The organism is Curtobacterium sp. B18 (genome assembly GCF_000333375.1).
Classification (GTDB): Bacteria; Actinomycetota; Actinomycetes; order Actinomycetales; family Microbacteriaceae; genus Curtobacterium.
Genome location: NZ_BACZ01000044.1, coordinates 27,312 through 47,653, shown reverse-complemented (window position 1 = coordinate 47,653; position 20,342 = coordinate 27,312). Strand labels below are relative to the sequence as shown.

Sequence of the window (20,342 nt, the reverse complement as noted above, 5' to 3'; positions counted from 1 at the left end):
ACCCGGCGACGAGCCCGGTGCCGACGCCGATGTCGTACTGGGTGGCCAGCGCGTCCCGGACGGCACCGAGCTGCCCGTGCGTGTACACGACGCCCTTGGCCGGGCCGGTCGACCCCGACGTGAACAGCACGGCGGCCGGTGCGTCGGCGCCGGGGGCCTCGGGCACGGCGGTCCCCCGTGCGAGCCGACCCCGAGCTGCTCGAGGCCCAGCGCCGCGGCATCCCGGTCCTGCACCGCTCGCAGGCCCTCGCCGCGCTCATCGCCGGCCAGCGCCTCGTCGCGGTCGCCGGTGCCCACGGCAAGACGACGTCGACGGGCATGATCGTCACAGCGATGGTCGAGCTGGGTCTGGACCCGAGCTTCGTCAACGGCGGGGTCATCCAGTCCCTCGGCACGAGCTCCGCTCCCGGGTCGAGCGACCTGTTCGTCGTCGAGGCCGACGAGTCCGACGGCTCGTTCCTGCTCTACGACGTCGCCGTCGCGCTCGTCACGAACGTCGACGCCGACCACCTCGACCACTACGGCAGCGAGGAGGCCTTCACCGAGGCGTTCGTCGAGTTCGCCGCGAAGGCGTCCGAGCGGGTCGTCATCTCGAGCGACGACGCCGGCGCAAAGGCCGTCACCGCCGGCATCCGCGCGCGCACCGACGCCCCCGAGGTCGTCACCTTCGGCGAGGCCGTCGACGCCGACGTCCGGATCGAGCGCATCACCGAGTCCGCCGGCGTCGAGGTCGACTTCCGCGCAGCGGGCGCATCGCACCACCTGACGCTCCGCGTGCCCGGGCGGCACAACGCGATCAACGCCGTCGGCGCGTTCGCCGTCCTGACCGGACTCGGCGTCGCCGCCGCGGACGCGATCCGCGGGATCGAGGCCTTCGGCGGCACCCAGCGGCGCTTCGAGCTGCACGGCGTGGAGCGCGGGGTCTCGGTCTACGACGACTACGCCCACCACCCGACCGAGGTCGCGGCCGCGCTCAGGGCGGCACGGAACGTCGTCGGCGACGGCCGCATCATCGCGATCCACCAGCCGCACCTGTACTCGCGGACCCGGATGATGGCCGGCGACTTCGCGAAGGTCTACGAGGAGCTCGCCGACCACACCGTCGTCCTCGACGTCTACGGCGCCCGCGAGGACCCGGAACCCGGCGTCACCGGCGCCCTCGTCCAGGAGCGCTTCGCCGACCAGTCGCGTGTCGAGTTCCTGCCGGACTGGGACGAGGCGTCCGCGCGCGCCGCCGCGGTCGCGCGGGACGGCGACATCATCATGACGCTGAGCTGCGGCGACGTGTACCGCATCATCCCGCAGGTGCTCAGTGCCCTCCACGACGACGGGACGCAGTCCCGGTGAAGCGTCCAGAGGGGTTCGACGAGGGTCCGGCCCGCCCGGACGCACCTGCTGCGGGCGCGCGTGCGCCCCGGCAGCGCCGCACCCCGACGGCCCCGAGGCGTCCGTCCCGCGAGGTCGAGCCGGAGGTCCAGGAGGCGCGGCACGAGCCCGCCCCGACCGCGCCGGACGGCGAGACGGCCGACCCCACCGCCACCGACCCGGCGACCGCCTCGGCGCGCGACCGTGCCGGGGCCCTCGCCGGCGCCGCGGGGCGGCGCCTCGGCGCCGGGCTGTCCTCGGTCGCCGGACGGCTGCGCGAGTACACGCCGGACGAGGACCACCACGACCCGGAGGCCGAGCGCACCGCCCGCGAGCGGCGGGAGACCGAACGGCAGGACGCCGAGCGGCTCGCCCACCTCACCGACCTGCACGGCTCCGACCCGGACGGCACCGACCTGCACGGCTCCGAGCAGCGCGAGGGCGAGCGCCCGATCGGCGCCGGCGTCCGCGCGGCGGAGACCGCGCGCGAGGCCCGGATCGCCAAGCGCCGCCGTCGCCTGCTCGAGCGGGCCGAGGTCCGTCGCTTCACCCGCCGCAGCCGCCACCGCCGTGCCGCGTGGATCACCGCGGCGAGCATCGTCCTGGTGTTCGGGATCTCGATCCTCGTCGCGGTGTTCTCGCCCCTGATGGCCCTGCAGACGATCGAGGTGAAGGGCACGAACCGCGTCGACGCCACCGAGGTCCGCCAGGCGCTCTCCGACCAGATCGGCACCCCGCTGGCGCGGCTCGACTTCGACGCCATCAAGCGCGACATCGCCGGCTTCCCGCTCATCGAGAGCTACGTGACCGAGGAGGCCCCGCCGCACACCCTCGTCGTCACGGTCACCGAGCGCACGCCCGTCGTGGCGGTGCGGTCCGGGAAGTCCTTCGACCTCGTCGACCCCGCTGGCATCGTCGTGCAGTCCTCGCCGAAGCAGCCCGCCAACATGCCGCTCGCCGACATCGGGAAGGCGAGGCTCGGATCGAGCGAGTTCCGCACGATGACCGAGGTCGTCCTGGCGCTGCCGTCGACCGTGCGGTCGCAGGTGACGAGCGTGAAGGGCTCGACCGCCGACGACGTGACGCTCACCCTGCGCGACCGCTCGAGTGTCGTCTGGGGCAACCCCGAGCAGTCCGACGCCAAGGCGGCGCTCCTCGCGGCCCTCGTGAAGGACCACGCGGCCCGGAACCCCGGCACCGTGGTCGAGTACGACGTGAGCGCGCCCGACAACGGGATCATCCGCGCGAAGAAGTAGCGGAATCGCGCGACACGCGGCGTGGCGGCGCGACAGCCTGCGGACGGCACCCGTAGCGTCGATGCGAGCACCACATCTACCAGCATTGCCCCTGAACTTCAAGTAGAGGTTGAGGGTTCAACCGGAGGCCTGACTGACGTGACCACGAACCACAACTACCTCGCCGTCATCAAGGTCGTCGGTGTCGGCGGCGGCGGCGTCAACGCCGTCAACCGGATGATCGAGCTCGGCCTCCGTGGCGTCGAGTTCATCGCGATCAACACCGACGCGCAGGCGCTGCTGCTCAGCGACGCAGACGTCAAGCTCGACGTCGGCCGCGAGATCACCCGCGGCCTCGGCGCCGGCGCGGACCCCGAGGTCGGCCGTCGCGCCGCTGAGGACCACGCCGAGGAGATCGAAGAGGCCCTCGCCGGTGCTGACATGGTGTTCGTGACCGCCGGTGAGGGTGGTGGGACCGGCACGGGTGGTGCGCCCGTCGTCGCCCGCATCGCCAAGTCCATCGGCGCCCTCACCATCGGTGTCGTCACGAAGCCGTTCAGCTTCGAGGGCAAGCGTCGTCAGTCCCAGGCCGAGAACGGCGTCGCCGGGCTCAAGGACGAGGTCGACACGCTCATCGTCGTGCCGAACGACCGCCTGCTCGAGATCAGCGACCGCGGCATCTCGATGGTCGAGGCCTTCGCCACCGCCGACCAGGTGCTCCTCGCCGGCGTGCAGGGCATCACCGACCTCATCACCACCCCGGGCCTGATCAACCTCGACTTCGCCGACGTCAAGTCGGTCATGCAGGGTGCCGGTTCGGCGCTCATGGGCATCGGGTCCTCGCGCGGCGCCGACCGGGCGATCAAGGCCGCCGAGCTGGCCGTCGCGAGCCCGCTGCTCGAAGCGTCGATCGACGGTGCCCACGGCGTCCTGCTCTCGATCCAGGGCGGCTCGAACCTCGGCATCTTCGAGATCAACGACGCGGCCCGTCTCGTGCAGGAGGCCGTGCACCCCGAGGCGAACATCATCTTCGGTGCCGTCATCGACGACACCCTCGGTGACGAGGTCCGCGTGACCGTCATCGCCGCCGGCTTCGACGGTGGCGAGCCGACCTCGCAGCTCAAGGAGCGTCGCTCCAGCTGGGTCGACCCCGACGCCGGTGCGACCGTGCCCGTGGCGTCCGCCGGTGCCAGCGGTGCGATCGAGGACTCGTCCTCGTCCGCTCCGTCGTGGGCGTCGCAGGAGCACGAGGCGCCCGCGCAGCGTGCCGCCGACCCGGCGTTCGACGACGACGACGACGAGCTCGACGTCCCCGACTTCCTGAAGTAAGTCCTCCTTGGTAGCCGAACCGCGCCTCCCGTCCGCCTCGTCACCAGACGACGGACCGGAGGCGCGTCTCGCGTCCGTCAGGAGCGGCATCGCCGACGCGGCGCGCGCCGCAGGGCGCTCGGCCGACGAGCTCACGCTCATCGTCGTCACGAAGTTCCACCCGGCGTCCCTCGTCCGCGAGCTCGCCGCGTTCGGCGTCACCGACGTGGGGGAGAACCGCCACCAGGAGGCGCAGGCCAAGGCCGCGGAGCTCGCCGACCTCGACCTGACCTGGCACTTCATCGGCCAGCTGCAGTCGAAGAAGGCCCGGCAGGTCCGGCGGTACGCGCACGTCGTGCAGTCGCTCGACCGCGAGTCGGTCGTGGACGCGTTCGCCCCGACCGAGGCCGAGCCGGAGCCGCCGGTCATCGACGGCTTCGTGCAGGTGAACCTGACCGACGACCCCGACCGCGGTGGTGTCCGACCGGACGCCGTCGAAGCGATGGTCGAACGGGTCCTCGCGACCGGGACGATCCGGCTGCGGGGTGTGATGGCGGTCGCGCCGCTCGACGAGGAGCCCCGCGCGGCGTTCGCCCGGCTCCGCGGCGTGTCCGAGCGCGTGGTGTCGGTCGTGCCGACGGCGACGGACATCTCGGCGGGGATGAGCGGCGACTACGCCGACGCCGTGCTCGAGGGCGCGACACACCTGCGGATCGGGTCCGCAATCACGGGAAATCGGCCGGTCGCGCCCTAGCCTCGTTGCAAGGGCATCCACGAGCACCGACCTCCGGAGGAACCATGGCCAACCCGCTGAAGAAGACGATGGTCTACCTGGGCCTCGCCGACGAGGAACTCGAGTACGAGGACGAGCCGCAGCAGCAGACCGCGCGCCAGCAGTCCGCTCCGGCTCCCGCCCCCGCGGCCGCGCAGGTCGCCGACGAGACCCCCGCGCCCGCCGCGGCACCGGTGGCGCCCGTCGCTGCCGAGCCCAAGGCGCACACCCACCAGCGCGGCGCACAGGTCACCCCGCTCCGCCGCTCGCACACGTCCGCACAGAAGGCAGCACCGGTCCAGGAAATGAACGAGATCCTCACCGTCCACCCGCGCGAGTACAAGGACGCCCAGTCCATCGCCGAGAGCTTCCGTGACGGCATCCCCGTCATCATCAACCTCTCGCAGATGACCGAGGCCGACGCCCGCCGCATGATCGACTTCGCCTCGGGGCTGTCGCTCGGCCTCTACGGCAAGATCGAGCGCGTCACGAACAAGGTCTTCCTGCTCTCGCCGGCCCACGTCGCGGTGAGCGGTGAGGCGCCTGAGGTAGAGTCCGACATCGAGGCGTCCTTCTTCGCCCAGTCCTGAGTCCCTCAGGCCCACCCGCCCCGTGCAGGTCGTCGCGTGACGATCCGCACCCGAGCTGAGCGAGCCCCATCGTGACCGCGATCCTCACGATCTTGTCCTACCTCCTCCTGCTGTACATCTTCGTGCTGTGGGGGCGGTTCGTCCTCGACATCGTCCAGCAGTTCAACCGGTCCTGGCGGCCGCGCGGAGGACTCCTCGTCGTCGCCGACGTGGTCTACACCGTGACGGACCCGCCGATCCGGGCGGTCCGACGGGTGCTCCCGCCGATGCGCATGGGTCCCGTGGCCCTCGACTTCGGCTGGACGATCGTGCTCCTGGTGGCGATCATCCTCCGGTTCGTGATCGCCCTGCTCATCCCCGTGTTCGCCAACTAGGGGGACACGACACGCGCCACGCCCAGGGTGCGGTCACGGTTCACGGCCACCGTCGGTGTACGGTGGTCGGGACCGATGCTCGCCCAGGCGTGGCATCCGCACCGATCGGTGTGACTGGTAGATTCGGTCGCACCGGTTCGGTTCCACACGTTCAGCAGTTCTATTGAGGTGACGGCAATGGCTTTGACGCCGGAAGACGTAGTCAACAAGCGGTTCCAGCCGACGAAGTTCCGCGAGGGCTACGACCAGGACGAGGTCGACGACTTCCTCGACGAGGTCGTGGTCGAGCTCCGTCGCCTGACGGCCGAGAACGACGAGCTCCGCCAGCGTCTGCAGGCGGCCGAGTCGGCGCCGAAGCCGGCCGAGGCCGAGCAGTCCGCCCCGACCCCCGAGCCCGAGCCCGAGCCGGAGCCCGCCCCCGTGGCAGCCGCTCCGGAGCCGGCTCCGGTCGCCGCCGCCGCGCCGGCCACCACGGTCCCGGCCGACGAGGACACCGAGGGCACCACGAACCTCCTGACGCTCGCGCGTCGTCTCCACGAGGAGCACGTCCGCGAAGGCGTCGAGAAGCGTGATGCGCTCATCGCCGAGGGCACCGCCCAGGCCGCGCGTCTCGTCTCCGAGGCCGAGGCCAAGCAGCGCCAGATCATCGCCGACACCGAGAACACGAACCGTCAGCGTGTCGCGGTGCTCGAGCAGGAGCAGCGCCAGCTCGAGGGCAAGATCGACGAGCTCCGCACGTTCGAGCGCGACTACCGCGCACAGCTCAAGAGCTACATCCAGGGTCAGCTCGCTGAGCTGGACGGCTCGGGCACCGAGCAGTCCGGTCTCACCCCGGCGCCGGCATCGGCGCAGGGCTTCGGCAACTGACGTTGTCGCGACCAGCATCACGAGCGAAGGTCAGTGTCCGCGCGATCGCGGCACTGGCCTTCGCCGCTGTCGTCGTGGTGGCGCTCGACCAGGGGGTGAAGGCGCTCGTCGTCCAGAACCTGCCGTACGGTACGCCGGTCCCGGTCCTCGGGAACGTCCTGCAGCTGCTCTACGTCCGGAACCCCGGTGCCGCGTTCTCGTTCGCGGTGAACATGACCTGGGTGTTCTCGATCGTCTCCACCGCCGTCGTCGTCGCGATCATCCTGTTCGCCCGACGCATCCGCTCGATGTGGTGGGCGCTCGTGCTCGGCATGCTCCTGGGCGGGGCGCTCGGCAACCTGCTCGACCGGCTCTTCCGTGAGCCCGGCTTCGGCCGCGGCCACGTGGTGGACTTCATCTCGACGCCGTGGATGATGCCGGCGATCTACAACATCGCCGACTCGTTCATCTGCATCAGCATGGTGATCTTCGTCCTGCTGGTGATCCTCGGCGTGAACCTCGACGGCTCGCGCGCCCTCTCCGCGAAGCAGCAGCGCGCGGCGGACGCGGCCCGCGCGCAGTCGGACGCCTCCGAGGCGGACGAGCTCCGCGCCTCCCGACCCCTGGTCGACGACCCGCGCGCGCCGCGTGACGGGCGGGACACCCTCGGGCACGACGCGACGTGACCGAGAGCCGTTCCCTGCCGGTCCCGGACGGGCTCGCCGGTGAGCGCGTCGACGCCGCCATCGCGAAGCTGCTCGGGTTCAGCCGCTCCTTCGCGGCCGAGGTCGTCGCAGCCGGTGGCGTGACCGTCGACGGTGTGACCGTGGACAAGTCCGATCGGTTGCACGCCGACTCGTGGCTGCAGGTCGAGTGGACGCCGAAGGAAGCCCCCCGGATCATCCCGGTCGAGGTCCCCGGCATGACGGTCGTGCACGACGACGACGACATCGTCGTGGTCGACAAGCCGATCGGCGTCGCCGCACACCCCTCGCCTGGCTGGGACGGCCCGACCGTGCCCGGGGGCCTCGCCGCCGCCGGCTTCACGATCGCGACCTCCGGTGCCGCCGAGCGTGCGGGCATCGTGCACCGCCTCGACGTCGGCACCTCGGGACTCATGGTCGTCGCGAAGACCGAGCTCGCGTACACGCACCTCAAGCGCGCGTTCAAGGAGCGCACGGTCGACAAGGTCTACCACGCGCTCGCGCAGGGCCACCCGGACCCGACCTCCGGCACGATCGACGCCCCGATCGGACGGCACCCCTCGAGTGACTGGAAGTTCGCGGTCACGGCCGACGGCAAGCCGAGCGTGACGCACTACGAGACGCTCGAGGCGTTCCGGTCGGCGACGTTGCTCGAGGTGCACCTCGAGACCGGCCGCACGCACCAGATCCGGGTGCACATGGCGGCGACGCGGCACCCGCTCGTGGGCGACACGATGTACGGGGCCGACCCGGTGCTCGCGAACGAGCTCGGGCTGACCCGGCAGTGGCTCGACGCCGTCCGCCTCGGGTTCGAGCACCCGCGCACGGGGGAGTGGGTGTCGTACTCGGCGGAGTACCCCGACGACCTGCAGCTGGCGCTCGACCGCATCCGCGCCGCGTAGGCGCGCGGCGCGGCGCGGCCCCGTCCCGCGCGGCCCCGTCCCGTCCCGTCCCGCCGAGCGGGCGAAATACGTCACGCTCGGCGCCTCCGAGCGGCACATTCTGCACGCTCGGCGGCACGCACGCGGCGTGTCCCGTCCGCTCGGCGGCACGCACGCGGCGTGTCCCGCCCGCTCGGCGTCGCGTCGCGTCGGGCGCGGGGCGACCCCCGACGGCCTGGAGGCGCGGGTGGGCCCCGCACCGCGCCTCCCGTCCGGTGTCGGTCGCGCCGGGCGCCAGGCTCGCCGGGCCCGGCCACATCGGGCCTTGCCACCTCGTCTGCGAGGTCGCGGGATCTGTCGCTCGCGGCGCCGAGGAGCGACACATCGTGCGACCTGGGCGGCACGCGCGCGGCGTGTTGTGCGACCTCGGCGTCGCGGTCCGCGCGTGTCCCTCGGCGCGTTGTGCGACCTCGGCGTCGCGGTCCGCGCGTGTGCCGCGCCGGGGCCCGGCGACCGCGCCGACGCGCCCGGGTTTGTCCTCGGTCGCGGTTAGGCTGTTCCCAGACCGCAGCAGCTCCCGCGAACCGGAGGTTCCGTGTCGGATTCCGACTCCTTCGTCCACCTGCACGTGCACAGCGAGTACTCGATGCTCGACGGCGCCGCCAGGCTGGGCGACCTCGTGGCCGAGACCGCGGCGCAGGGCATGCCCGCCGTCGCAGTGACCGACCACGGCAACATGTTCGGCGCGTTCGAGTTCTGGAAGGCCGCCAAGGCCGGCGGCGTGAAGCCGATCATCGGGACCGAGGCGTACATCACGCCGCGCACCCACCGCACCGACAAGACCCGCATCCGCTGGGGCGACGGCGGCGGGGACGACGTGTCCGGCTCCGGCGCGTACACGCACATGACGATGTTCGCCGAGAACACCACGGGCATGCACAACCTGTTCCGGCTCTCGAGCAAGGCGTCGATCGAGGGGTACTACTTCAAGCCCCGCATGGACATCGAACTGCTCGAGGAGTACCACGAGGGCATCATCGCCACGACGGGCTGCCCCTCCGGTGAGATCCAGACGCGCCTGCGGCTCGGGCAGTACGACGAAGCCGTCAAGGCGGCGGCGGACTACCGCGACATCTTCGGCAAGGAGAACTACTTCGCCGAGGTCATGGACCACGGGCTCGAGATCGAACGACGGATCATGAGCGACCTGATCCGCCTGGCGAAGGACCTCGACATCCCGCTGGTCGGCACGAACGACCTGCACTACACGCACGCCCACGACGCCAAGTCGCACGCGGCGCTGCTGTGCGTGCAGTCCGGCTCCACCCTGAACGACCCGAACCGCTTCAAGTTCGACGCCGACGAGTTCTACCTGAAGACCCCGCAGCAGATGCGGCACCTCTTCCGCGACAACCCCGAGGCCTGCGACAACACGCTGCTCATCGCCGAGCGGTGCAACGTCGAGTTCGACACCGCGGCCAACTACATGCCGAAGTTCCCGGTGCCCGACGGCGAGACCGAGCACTCGTGGTTCGAGAAGGAAGTGGCCAAGGGGCTCGAGTACCGCTACCCCGAGGGCATCACGCCCGAGGTGCAGGAGCGTGCCGACTACGAGGTCGGGATCATCAACCAGATGGGCTTCCCGGGGTACTTCCTCGTGGTCGCCGACTTCATCAACTGGTCGAAGAACAACGGCATCCGCGTCGGCCCGGGCCGTGGTTCCGGTGCCGGTTCGATGGTGGCCTACGCGATGCGCATCACCGACCTCGACCCGATCCGGCACGGCCTGATCTTCGAGCGCTTCCTCAACCCGGACCGCGTCTCGATGCCCGACTTCGACGTCGACTTCGACGACCGGCGCCGCGGTGAGGCGATCAAGTACGTCACCGAGAAGTACGGGTCCGAGCGCGTCGCGCAGATCGTCACCTACGGCACGATCAAGGCGAAGCAGGCGCTCAAGGACTCCTCGCGCGTCCTCGGGTTCCCCTTCGGCATGGGCGAGAAGCTCACCAAAGCGATGCCGCCGCCCGTGATGGGCAAGGACATCCCGCTCACCGGGATCTTCGACAAGGACCACCCCCGCTTCAAGGAGGCGGTGGACGTCCGCACGGTCGTCGAGACCGACCCCGAGGCGAAGACGGTGTTCGACACCGCGCTCGGGCTCGAAGGGCTGAAGCGACAGTGGGGCGTGCACGCCGCCGGCGTCATCATGTCGAGCGACCCGCTGATCGACATCATCCCGGTGATGAAGCGCGAGCAGGACGGCCAGATCGTCACGCAGTTCGACTACCCGGCAGCGGAGTCGCTCGGCCTGATCAAGATGGACTTCCTGGGCCTCCGGAACCTGACGATCATCAGTGACGCCCTCGACAACATCAAGACGAACCGCGGGATCGAGCTCGACCTCGAGACCATGGGGCTCGAGGACCCCGAGGCGTACGCGCTCCTGCAGCGCGGTGACACCCTCGGTGTGTTCCAGCTCGACGGCGGCCCCATGCGCGGGCTGCTGCGCCTGATGAAGCCGGACAACTTCGAGGACATCTCGGCGCTCATCGCCCTGTACCGTCCGGGGCCCATGGGTGCGAACTCGCACACGAACTACGCGCTCCGCAAGAACGGCGAGCAGGCGATCACCCCGATCCACCCCGAGCTCGCCGAGCCCCTGCAGGACATCATCGGCACGACCTACGGCCTGATCATCTACCAGGAGCAGGTCATGGCCATCGCGCAGAAGGTCGCCGGGTTCTCCCTCGGCCAGGCGGACATCCTCCGCCGCGCGATGGGCAAGAAGAAGAAGTCCGAGCTGGACAAGCAGTACGCGGGCTTCGAGAAGGGCATGCAGGACAACGGCTACTCGGCCGCTGCCATCAAGACGCTGTGGGACATCCTGCTGCCGTTCTCCGACTACGCGTTCAACAAGGCGCACTCGGCGGCGTACGGCGTGGTGTCGTTCTGGACCGCGTACCTCAAGGCGCACTACCCGGCCGAGTACATGGCCGCGCTGCTGACGAGTGTCGGTGACGCCCGCGACAAGCTCGCGCTGTACCTCAACGAGTGCCGCCGCATGGGCATCAAGGTCATGCCGCCGGACGTCAACGAGTCGATCGGCTTCTTCGCCGCCGTCGGCGAGGACATCCGCTTCGGCATGGGCGCCATCCGCAACGTCGGGTTCAACGTCGTCGACGACATCGTGAAGGCCCGCACCGAGAAGGGCGCGTTCGAGTCGTTCCACGACTTCCTGCGCAAGATCCCGATCTCGTCCGCGAACAAGCGCACCGTCGAGTCGCTCATCAAGGCCGGTGCCTTCGACGAGTTCGGCGACTCCCGCCGGGCGCTCGTCGAGATCCACGAGGCTGCGGTCGAGGGCGCGGTGAAGGTCAAGCGCGACGAGGCCCACGGCAACGTCGGGTTCGACTTCGACTCGCTCTTCGCCGAGGTGGCCGAGGAACAGCCCTCGGCGGCCGTGGTGTCGCAGGTCCCGGACCGGCCGGAGTGGTCCAAGCGGGACAAGCTCGCGTTCGAGCGCGACATGCTCGGCCTGTACGTCTCCGACCACCCGCTCGCCGGGCTCGAGATCGAGCTCGCCAAGCACCAGTCGATCACCATCGCCGACCTCATCGCGGCCGACGACTCGGTCGAGGGCGAGACCGTCACGGTCGCCGGTCTGCTCACGAGCGTCCAGCACCGGGTCGCGAAGTCGAGCGGCAACCCGTACGGCATCGTCGACATCGAGGACTTCGGCGGGCAGATCGGCGTGATGTTCCTCGGCAAGACGTACCAGGAGTTCGGGCCGTCGCTCGTCGCCGACTCGATCGTCGTCCTGCGCGGGCGGGTGAACGTCCGCGACGACGGCAAGGCCCTGCACGCGGTGAGCATGTTCCAGCCGAACGTCGGCGACGCGATGGGATCCGGACCGCTCACGCTGAGCCTGCCCGAGCGTCAGGCGACCACGACGACGGTCACGGAGCTCGCCGCCGTGCTCGGCCGGCACAGCGGCGAGACCGAGGTCAGGTTGAAGCTCATCAAGGACGACGTGGCTCGTACCTTCGAGCTGCCGTTCCCGGTGAACCTCACGCCCGACCTGTTCGGCGAGCTGAAGAGCCTGCTCGGCCCGCGCTGCCTGGTCTGACGTGCTGCCGGGTCTGACGCACTGCCTGGTCTGACGTGCTGCCCGTCCGCCCCGACCCCGCCGTGCTGCGGGCGTTCGGGGTGGACGGTGCCCGACCGGTCCTGCTCTCGGGCGGCCGCGGGCTGACCTGGCGCGCCGACACCGTGGTCCTCCGGCCGCACGACGGCGCGGCGGTGACGGACTGGCGGGCCACGGTCCTCGCCGAGCTGGAGCACAGCCCGGCGTTCCGCACACCCCGGCCGGTCCCGACGTCCGAGGGGTCCTGGCGCGCCGGCGCGTGGGAAGCGCTCGAGTGGGTGCCCGGGCACGCCGACCCGACCCGGGTGGCCGACGTCATCGCCGCGGGGACGGCGTTCCACGAGGCGATCGCGCACCTGGACCGCCCGGCGTTCCTCGACCATGCCGACGACGCGTGGAGTCGTGCCGACGGCATGGCCTGGGGGACTGCTCCGCTCCCGCGGCACCCCGCCCTCGACCGGCTCGGTGCCGCGTTCCGGCCGGTCCGGTCGCCGTCCCAGCTCGTGCACCGGGACCTGCTCGGCAACGTCCTCTTCGCCGACGGTCAGCCGCCGACGGTGATCGACTGGCCACCGTCCTGGCGGCCCGCCGGCTTTGGCGCGGCCATCGCCGCGGTGGACGCCGTGTGTTGGCACGGGTACCCGGTCGACGCGGTCGGCGCCCTCGGCGACGGGATCGCCGAGTGGGCGCAGCTCCTGGTGCGGGCGCTCGCGTTCCGCATCGCGACGCTGCAGCTGCTGGACGCGTGGGACCCGGCCACCGCCCACCGGCACGGTCCGGTCGTCGACGCGCTCGTCTGACGGCCAGGAGGCGCGGGTCGGCGCCGACCCGCGCCTCCAGACCGGCGGGTGGTCCGGTCAGGCCCCGCGACCGGTGATGGCGCGGATGCGCGCCACGAGACGGGGGCTCCGCGCACCGAAGGTGAGCGCGGTCAGTCGGCGGATCGAGACGGTCGCGCGGTGCACGAGCAGCCCCGTGGCCTCGGCGATGTCCGACACCGCGTGCCAGCGCGCGCGGAGCGCCACCGGGTCGATCTCGGACGACGCGGCCATGCGGACCATCTTGACGAGGTCGTCGCCGCCGTGCCACACGGTGCTGTGGTTCTCGAAGCGGCGCAGGATCCGGTCGATGGCCGACGCGCGGTGGTTCGCGACCGCGAGCGACCAGCGGTGGTCGTGCGAGACGGGATCGACCAGGACCCACCGTGGCGCGTTGGCGTTCAGCGCGGAGAGCTGGGCGAACGTCGTCAGCGCGCCCAGGGCGACGGCGACGTCGAAGATCTGCCGCGGACGCCCGCCGACGGCGATCGACGCACCCGGCAGGGCCTGCCGCGCCGCGCGCACCTGCGACCTGGGGACGATGACGGTGACGACCATGTCGTCGGACGCTGCGGCGAGGGTGCTGCGGACCCGGGTGACGAGCTCGTCGGTGAGGTCGCCGGGAAGGTGGAGCGCGACCCGGACCACGTCGTCGTCGGGCAGGAAGGCGTCGGCGAAGACGTCCACCGCGTCGCGGTACCGGGCGAGGAACAGGGCGACGGCGCCGCCGTAGAACGGGTAGCGCTCGAGCAGGATGCGCTCGTGTTCCAGCCGCAGCGACGGGCCGCGGTCACCGCTGAAGCTCGTCGACCCGGTGTGCAGGACGAGCGCACGGTTCGCGAGGACCGAGGTGAACCCCTCCTCGTTGATGCGCAGGCAGAAGTCGTTCTCCTCGCCGTAGCCCGGCGAGAAGACCTCGTCGAAGAGGCCGAAGCGGTCGATCATCTCGCGGCGGATGAGGAAGCAGAAGCCCATCGCGACGGGGGAGACCGTGTGGCGGGGGAGCAGGTACTTCGTGCGGCCGTGGAGCTCGCGGGTCCGTCGGGGTGCGAGGTTCGCGCTCGGGTTCCGGCGGGCGTACGGGAACGACGCGATCGTGGCGTTGTCGCTGCGGGCGCAGACGACGCCGATCACGTCGTCGGAGGCGAGCACCGCCGTCATCTCGTCGAGGAACCCGGGCATCGGCACGGTGTCGCTGTTGAGGAGCAGGACGTCGTTGCCCGTCCCGTCGAGCTCGAGGACCGCGCGGTTGCAGTTGCCGACGAAGCCGAGGTTCCGTGCGTTGCGGGCGTACTCGAAGCCGTCGTGGTCGCCGACGAGCTCGAGGATCCGCGCCTCGATCACGTCGACGCGGGGGCCGACGTCGTTCGCGAGCAGCACCCGGTCGACCGAGAAGTCGACCGTCTCGAGGAGCGCCTCGATGCAGCGTTCGAGTCCGGGCAGGTCGTCGTAGACCGGCACGACGATCGTCACCGCACGGCGGTCGCGGGTCACCGGCGAGCCAGCTTCCGCACGACGACACCCGGACGGGCGAGCAGCCGGCCCACCGCACCCGAGCGCGACCGCACCCGATTCGCGAGCAGGCCCACCGCGGCGCGGGCGCTCGTCGCGCCGAGGGACGCGTAGGCCCCCGGCAGCTCGAACCAGTAGCGCGCGGCCTGGGGGAGTCGGTAGCCCTCGGTGCCGACCAGGGCGACCAGCCGCTCGATCGCGGCGGCGTTGTCGTGACCCGACCCCGTGACGGCGGCGAGCCGCTCCGGAGCAGCCGCACCGTGCCTCCTGGCCGAGTCGGGGTCGGCCGCGTACGCAGCGAGGGCGTCCGCGAGGGCCGCGGTGTCGTCCGCGTCCACCAGCGTGCCGGTGACCCCGGGCTCGACCAGCTCGGCGCTCCCGCCCTGGCGGGTCGCGACGACCGGCTTGCCGAGCGTCATGTACTCGGCGGTGGTGCGACCGAACGCCTCGATCGTCGAGGGCGTGACGCAGACGTCGGCCGCCTCGATGAACGGCGCGGGGATGTGCTGCTCGCCCGCGAACACGACGTGGTCGGCGACGCCGAGCGCGCGGGCACGGTCGGTGAGGCGCTGGTCCTCGCCCGGGTGCTTCCAGCTGCCCACGAAGCAGACGCTCGCGGTGACGCCGCGCGCGCGGAGCGCGCCGAGCGCGTCGACCACGCGGAACTGGCCCTTCGACTCCTCGACGCGGCCGAGCACCGTGATACGGAGCCCGGGGTCGGGTTGCGGGAACGGCGCCACCGCGGGCGGCTGGTCGCGGGTGGCCTGGAGGCGCGTGGTGTCGACCGTCGGGTAGGCGACGGAGAGCTTGTGGTCCGGCACGTACTGCGCGAGGTGCGCGCGCATCGCCTCGGAGTTGGTGACCACGGCGCCCGACATGAGGCCGATGTCCCCGAGGACCCGGCGCGCCCCGTTTGGAACTGCAACCCGTGGTGGAGGTCGCCGTACTCGCCGACGAACCAGGCCTGGGGGATCCCGAGCACCGCCGCCGGCGAAAGACGCCCACGGGGGCGACGAGCGTGTTCGTGACGACGAAGTCCGGGGCGCTGGCGCTCGTACAGCCGGATGATCGCGTTCACGGCCGCGTAGTCGACGGTGGCGAACGCGGCGCGCTCCGCAGCCGGTGCGGGCTGCGGGCTCGGCAGGGCCCAGCCGCGGAAGCGCAGCGCGTCGTAGGACCAGCCGTGCTCGTCGAGCGCCTCGATGAACTTGCCCCGGGGTGCCTTCGTGACGAAGGTCGGGGTCATGGTCGGGTCGATCGTCAGCCAGTCCTCGACGAACCGGAGGAGTGACCGCTCCGCACCACCGAGGTTCACCGGCGCCGTGGAGTGGTTGGCGAAACTGACGATCACCTTGTCACTCTACAAAGGTTTCGGCGAGTCTTCGTCATCTCGACACCTTCTGTGGACAGCGTTCACGGTGCGGATCGTGCATCATGCAACGGTTGTGCGAGAATGCCTCGTCCCCCGAATCCCGCGAGGAGCGCGCTGTCTGCGCTCCGGAGGAGCCAGCACCCGAAGCATGACGTACCTGAACGAGCTCATGTCCTCGCGCGAGTTGCTGGCGAACCTCACAGCGCGAGAGGTCAAGGGCAAGTACCGCCGCACGGTCTTCGGGCAGCTGTGGTCGCTGATCAACCCGCTCGCGACGATGCTGATCTACACGATCGTGTACTCGTTCATCTTCCGGGCGCGGCTCGAGGTCGGCGACCCGAGCGGACTGAACATCTACCCGCTGTGGCTGATGTGCGGACTCCTGCCGTGGATCTTCGCCCGGAACGTCATCAACTCCGGCATGACGTCGATCGTCGCCAACGGCTCGCTCATCAAGAAGGTCTACTTCCCCCGGATGACGCTGCCGCTCGCGGCCGTCGGCTCGTTCGGCTTCACCTGGCTCGTCGAGATGGGCGTGCTGCTCATCGCCCTCGCCATCGCCGGCTCGAACTTCTGGATCTACCTGCCCGTGATCGCGCTGACCATGGTGTTCCTCGCCATGTTCGCCGCCGGCCTCGGGCTGATCCTGTCCATCGTCAACGTGCACTTCCGCGACATGCAGCACCTCGTCGGCATCGCCCTGCAGATGTGGATGTACCTGTCGCCGATCATCTACCCGTTGTCGCTCGTCGAGGACGCGGCGAACAAGGCCGGGCACCCGTGGATCATCCACGTGTACAAGCTCAACCCGATCGAGCGGTTCTCCGAGGTCTTCCGGAACCTCATGTACGACAACCGACTCCCGAACTGGACCGACCTGGTCGCGTGCGCCATCGCCGGATGCGCGTCGCTCGCACTCGGCTACTTCGTGTTCTCCCGCAACGAGAAGAAGCTGGCTGAACTGCTGTGACCGATGCTGCCGTTACCGTCGACCACGTCTCGAAGCGCTTCCGCATGTACAAGGAGCGCAACGACTCGCTGAAGAGCATGGTCATGCGGGGCAAGAAGTCCGTGCACGAGGACTTCTGGGCCCTGAAGGACGTCTCGTTCGAGGTGCCGCACGGCACCACCTTCGGACTGATCGGCAAGAACGGGTCAGGCAAGTCCACACTGCTCAAGTGCCTGGCGAAGATCCTCTGGCCGGAAGAGGGCGCGATCACCGCCCGCGGCAAGCAGGCATCGCTGCTCGAGGTCGGCTCCGGCTTCCACCCCGAGCTGTCCGGCCGCGAGAACGTCTTCCTGAACGGGTCCATCCTCGGCATGAGCCGCAAGGAGGTCGCGCGGAAGTTCGACGACATCGTGTCGTTCTCCGGCGTCGGCCACTTCATCGACCAGCCCGTGAAGAACTACTCGTCCGGCATGTACGTGCGGCTCGGGTTCTCGGTCGCCGTCGCGGTGACGCCGGATGTCCTCGTAGTCGACGAGGTCCTGGCAGTCGGCGACTCGACGTTCCAGAACCGGTGCCGCACCAAGTTCAAGGAGATGAAGGACGAAGGCCGCACGGTCATCCTCGTCTCCCACTCGATGAGCACTGTGAAGGCAATGTGTGACGAAGTCGCATGGCTCGAGGGTGGAGAGCTGAAGCAGATCGGCGACCCGGAAACGGTCATCAAGGCGTACGACGCCACCGTGTGATGAGCGGCGACATGTTGCCCCGACCCGAGAACCCGGAAGGACCAATGCCCGGCGCCCCGACCTTTCGCTTCGCCGCGGTACTCGCGACCTACAACGTCGCTCGGTTCCTGCCCGACTTGCTCACTTCCCTCGAGCGGCAGACCTACCCGATCAGACGCGTGCAGCTCGTGTTCGTGGATGACGGATCAACCGATGACAGCTACGAGATCCTCCGCAACTGGGCGGCGGACCGCACGGACCACGTGACTGTGGTGCGCCAGGAGAACGCGTGGGTAGCCGCCGCGCGGAACACTGGGATGCGACTTGTCGATGCGGAGTGGGTCACGTTCGCTGATCCGGACGACGTCTTCGATGACGGCTACTTCTCCGAGGTCGACAAGTTCGTCGACATACACGGACAGGGCACCGTGAATCTCTTGGCGACTCACCAGATGCGTTTGTTCGAATCAGGGGAGCTTCGGAACACGCACCCCCTACGCAAGAAATTCGCCAAGGGCTCTCGCGTCATCGATCTTCATCTGGAGCCGTTCATCCAGCTGGCGGTCAACTCGAGCTTCTTCCGTGCTTCTGACATCCGATCGAACGCCTTGGAGTTCGATGGTCGTGTTCGACCCGTGTTCGAGGACGCTCACTTCATCGGCAAGTACCTGCTGCGCACCGAAGCGCACCACCTCGGCGTCCTGGCGTCCGCGAAGTACCACTATCGAGTCCGCGGAGACGGGACGTCGTTGATGGAGTCCCATCACGACAAGCCCGGCAAGTACACGGATGTCGTAGAGCACGGTCTCCTTGACCTCGCGGAGACCGCAGCGTCAGTGGGTCCACTCCCTCGCTGGCTCGAGAACACGCTGTTGTACGACCTGTTCTGGTACTTCAAGAACGAGCGCGCGATCGAATCTCGAACCGCGTTGGCTCCTCCGAACGTCTTCGACCGCTTCCACTCGCTCGTAGCCCGTGTACGCGCACTGATCAGTGACGAGGCTGTGAGGACTTTCGACCTGATGGGCGTCGAGACTTCAGTCAGGCAAGCAGTCCTCATCGGCTACACGGGGAACAGCGAGCGCCCGGACGTCGTCCGACTCACTCGAGTGGACGAGCGTACGCAACAGATCCGAATGTCCTACTGGTTCACCGGCGACCAGCCGGAGGAACAGTGGATCGTGGACGAGCGCGTTGTTCAGCCCCTTTACGCGACTGTCCAGGACTACATTTTCTACGGCAAAGCGGTGCTCAGGCAACGTCACGTCTGGCTGGCACGCGGTATTCGATCGCGTGTGGTGCTGGATGGTCAACGGCGGGCATTCGGCACGGACGCGATGGTCGGACCCGAATTGGAACTGACCGCCCGTCAGCTGCACCCGCTCATCATGGATCAGCGCGGTCGTTCCCTGCCCGAGTGGGACGGCCTCGACAGATCTGCAACACGCTGGGCCCTGTCCGGACTGCGTCGCTCCATCTCGACAGCGCTCGAGAAGAAGCGACTTGCAGACGTCGCGCTCGGATTCCGAGCGCGAGTCCGCTCGACACGGCGGCGGTTTGGGAACGCTTGGGTGTTCATGGACCGGGACAACCAAGCGAACGACAATGCGGAGCACCTGTACCGCTGGGTTCGGCAGCATCATCCCGAGATCAACGCATGGTTCGTCCTCACCAGGTCATCTCCGGACTGGCACCGGCTGGCGGACGAAGGCTTTCGCCTCATCGCGCATGGATCGGAGGAGTGGCGGGCGCTCCTGCTCCATGCGGCTCACCTCGTGTCCTCCCACATCGACGCGTACGTTGTCCAGCCGCTCGACGTCCGACGCTACGGCCCGCCGAAGTACCGTTTCACCTGGCTTCAGCACGGCGTCACCAACTACGACATCTCGCGCTGGATCAACCCCAAGCCCGTGGAGTTGCTCGTGGTCGTCACACCGCAGGAACGCGAGGCGATCGCCGGCCCAGGTCCGTATTCGTTCTCAGATCGCGAAGTCGTCCTCACCGGATTCCCGCGCCATGACGAACTCCTGCGGAAGCGCGAGTCGGTGGCAGTGGCAGACCGCGATGCGATTCTCATCATGCCGACGTGGAGAAAGCGACTGTCCGGTCGTCAGGTGAAGGGCTCGAACACCCGCGCGAAGAATCCGGCGTTCCTCGAGAGCGACTACGCGCGGGCATGGATCGATCTCCTGACGTCCGCTGCACTCCACGATCTCGCCGCCAGCGCTGGTAAGCGAATCGTGTTCATGCCGCATCCGAACCTTGAGCCCTACCTCTCTGACTTCGACCTTCCGCCAGCAGTGGAGGTCCGCGGTTACGCCGAGGTCAACGTGCAGGACGTGCTCGCGCGCGGCGCCGCCATGATCACTGACTACTCGTCGATCGCCTTCGATGCGGCGTTCCTCGACATGCCGTTGGTCTACTTCCAGTTCGACGCAGAAACGTTCTTCGACGGCACCCACGTGGGGCGGCGGGGGTATTTCGACTACGGTCGTGATGGCTTCGGGAGGGTCAGCCGTTCCGCCGACGAAGTCATCGATGCTCTCGCCGTCATCGCGGAGAGCGGCTTCACCTCGGAACCGCAGTTCACGGTGCGATCTGCCGAAGCCTTCGTCACCCGCGATGAGCTCAATTGTCAGCGAGTTTTCGACGCTATGCAGGGAATGGATTCGGGTCGACGAATCAGGAAGTCGCTCGCCAAGGGGGCAATGTCGGATGAGGAATGAAAAGGTCATGCCGGTTAG

General features: G+C 69.3%; 16 protein-coding genes and 1 pseudogene. 14 read left to right on the top strand and 3 right to left on the bottom strand.

The features are described from left to right. The coding region (locus tag I5E_RS24105) for an AMP-binding protein (protein WP_441294316.1) at nucleotides 1-166 on the bottom strand (166 nt) is incomplete at its 3' end. A 20-nt stretch (nucleotides 167-186) separates the two neighbouring features. Between I5E_RS24105 and murC the strand changes: the two are divergent. The 11 genes and pseudogenes from murC to I5E_RS01265 all read left to right on the top strand — a co-directional run. Further along, nucleotides 187-1,347, top strand: a pseudogene (gene murC / locus I5E_RS01315) (UDP-N-acetylmuramate--L-alanine ligase); the annotation flags it as partial. Beyond that, on the top strand, nucleotides 1,344-2,621 hold the full coding sequence (locus tag I5E_RS22435) for an FtsQ-type POTRA domain-containing protein (RefSeq protein ID WP_022905411.1): 1,278 nt from the start codon (nucleotides 1,344-1,346) through the stop codon (nucleotides 2,619-2,621). The pseudogene murC and the gene I5E_RS22435, both read left to right, overlap by 4 nt. Nucleotides 2,622-2,759: 138 nt before the next feature. After that, complete coding sequence (gene ftsZ / locus I5E_RS01305) at nucleotides 2,760-3,929, top strand: cell division protein FtsZ (protein WP_022905410.1); 1,170 nt, start codon at nucleotides 2,760-2,762, stop codon at nucleotides 3,927-3,929. Nucleotides 3,930-3,936: 7 nt separating this feature from the next. Further along, complete coding sequence (locus I5E_RS01300) at nucleotides 3,937-4,662, top strand: YggS family pyridoxal phosphate-dependent enzyme (protein WP_022905409.1); 726 nt, start codon at nucleotides 3,937-3,939, stop codon at nucleotides 4,660-4,662. 44 nt (nucleotides 4,663-4,706) lie between these two features. Beyond that, a complete protein-coding gene (locus tag I5E_RS01295; RefSeq protein ID WP_022905408.1) occupies nucleotides 4,707-5,270 on the top strand; it encodes a cell division protein SepF in 564 nt (187 codons plus the stop codon). Between the two features lie 71 nt (nucleotides 5,271-5,341). Continuing rightward, complete coding sequence (locus tag I5E_RS01290) at nucleotides 5,342-5,644, top strand: YggT family protein (RefSeq protein WP_022905407.1); 303 nt, start codon at nucleotides 5,342-5,344, stop codon at nucleotides 5,642-5,644. A 177-nt stretch (nucleotides 5,645-5,821) separates the two neighbouring features. Continuing rightward, nucleotides 5,822-6,511 carry a DivIVA domain-containing protein gene (locus tag I5E_RS01285; protein WP_022905406.1) on the top strand — a complete coding sequence of 230 codons (690 nt, stop codon included), beginning with the start codon at nucleotides 5,822-5,824 and terminating at the stop codon, nucleotides 6,509-6,511. A gap of 2 nt (nucleotides 6,512-6,513) precedes the next feature. Beyond that, on the top strand, nucleotides 6,514-7,176 hold the full coding sequence (gene lspA, locus I5E_RS01280) for a signal peptidase II (RefSeq protein ID WP_022905405.1): 663 nt from the start codon (nucleotides 6,514-6,516) through the stop codon (nucleotides 7,174-7,176). Continuing rightward, on the top strand, nucleotides 7,173-8,096 hold the full coding sequence (locus I5E_RS01275; RefSeq protein WP_022905404.1) for an RluA family pseudouridine synthase: 924 nt from the start codon (nucleotides 7,173-7,175) through the stop codon (nucleotides 8,094-8,096). The genes lspA and I5E_RS01275 overlap by 4 nt, the downstream gene beginning before the upstream one ends. Before the next feature lie 625 nt (nucleotides 8,097-8,721). Beyond that, complete coding sequence (dnaE, locus tag I5E_RS01270) at nucleotides 8,722-12,204, top strand: DNA polymerase III subunit alpha (RefSeq protein WP_042723464.1); 3,483 nt, start codon at nucleotides 8,722-8,724, stop codon at nucleotides 12,202-12,204. A 35-nt stretch (nucleotides 12,205-12,239) separates the two neighbouring features. Then, nucleotides 12,240-13,022 (top strand): aminoglycoside phosphotransferase, encoded by a 783-nt coding sequence (locus tag I5E_RS01265; protein ID WP_022905402.1) that lies wholly within the window; start codon nucleotides 12,240-12,242, stop codon nucleotides 13,020-13,022. A 57-nt stretch (nucleotides 13,023-13,079) separates the two neighbouring features. Here the strand turns inward: I5E_RS01265 and I5E_RS25080 are convergent, their stop codons facing one another. Continuing rightward, nucleotides 13,080-14,534, bottom strand: coding sequence for a glycosyltransferase family 2 protein (locus I5E_RS25080; RefSeq protein WP_022905401.1), 1,455 nt, complete (start codon nucleotides 14,532-14,534; stop codon nucleotides 13,080-13,082). Next, entirely contained in the window at nucleotides 14,531-15,430 is a 900-nt protein-coding gene (locus I5E_RS22425) for a glycosyltransferase (RefSeq protein WP_022905400.1), read from the bottom strand. Before I5E_RS22425 ends, I5E_RS25080 begins: the two co-directional genes overlap by 4 nt. 642 nt (nucleotides 15,431-16,072) lie before the next feature. On the opposite strand from I5E_RS22425, the gene I5E_RS01250 reads away from it, so the two are divergent. Genes I5E_RS01250 through I5E_RS01240 form a run of 3 tightly spaced genes read left to right on the top strand, consistent with a single transcriptional unit; the run spans nucleotide 16,073 to nucleotide 20,324 of the window. Beyond that, the gene (locus I5E_RS01250; protein WP_022905399.1) at nucleotides 16,073-16,894 is read left to right on the top strand and encodes an ABC transporter permease; all 822 of its coding nucleotides are present in this window, start codon (nucleotides 16,073-16,075) and stop codon (nucleotides 16,892-16,894) included. Then, entirely contained in the window at nucleotides 16,891-17,619 is a 729-nt protein-coding gene (locus I5E_RS01245; RefSeq protein WP_022905398.1) for an ABC transporter ATP-binding protein, read from the top strand. The genes I5E_RS01250 and I5E_RS01245 overlap by 4 nt, the downstream gene beginning before the upstream one ends. Then, on the top strand, nucleotides 17,619-20,324 hold the full coding sequence (locus tag I5E_RS01240; RefSeq protein WP_187290439.1) for a bifunctional glycosyltransferase/CDP-glycerol:glycerophosphate glycerophosphotransferase: 2,706 nt from the start codon (nucleotides 17,619-17,621) through the stop codon (nucleotides 20,322-20,324). Before I5E_RS01245 ends, I5E_RS01240 begins: the two co-directional genes overlap by 1 nt. Nucleotides 20,325-20,342: the final 18 nt, after the last annotated feature.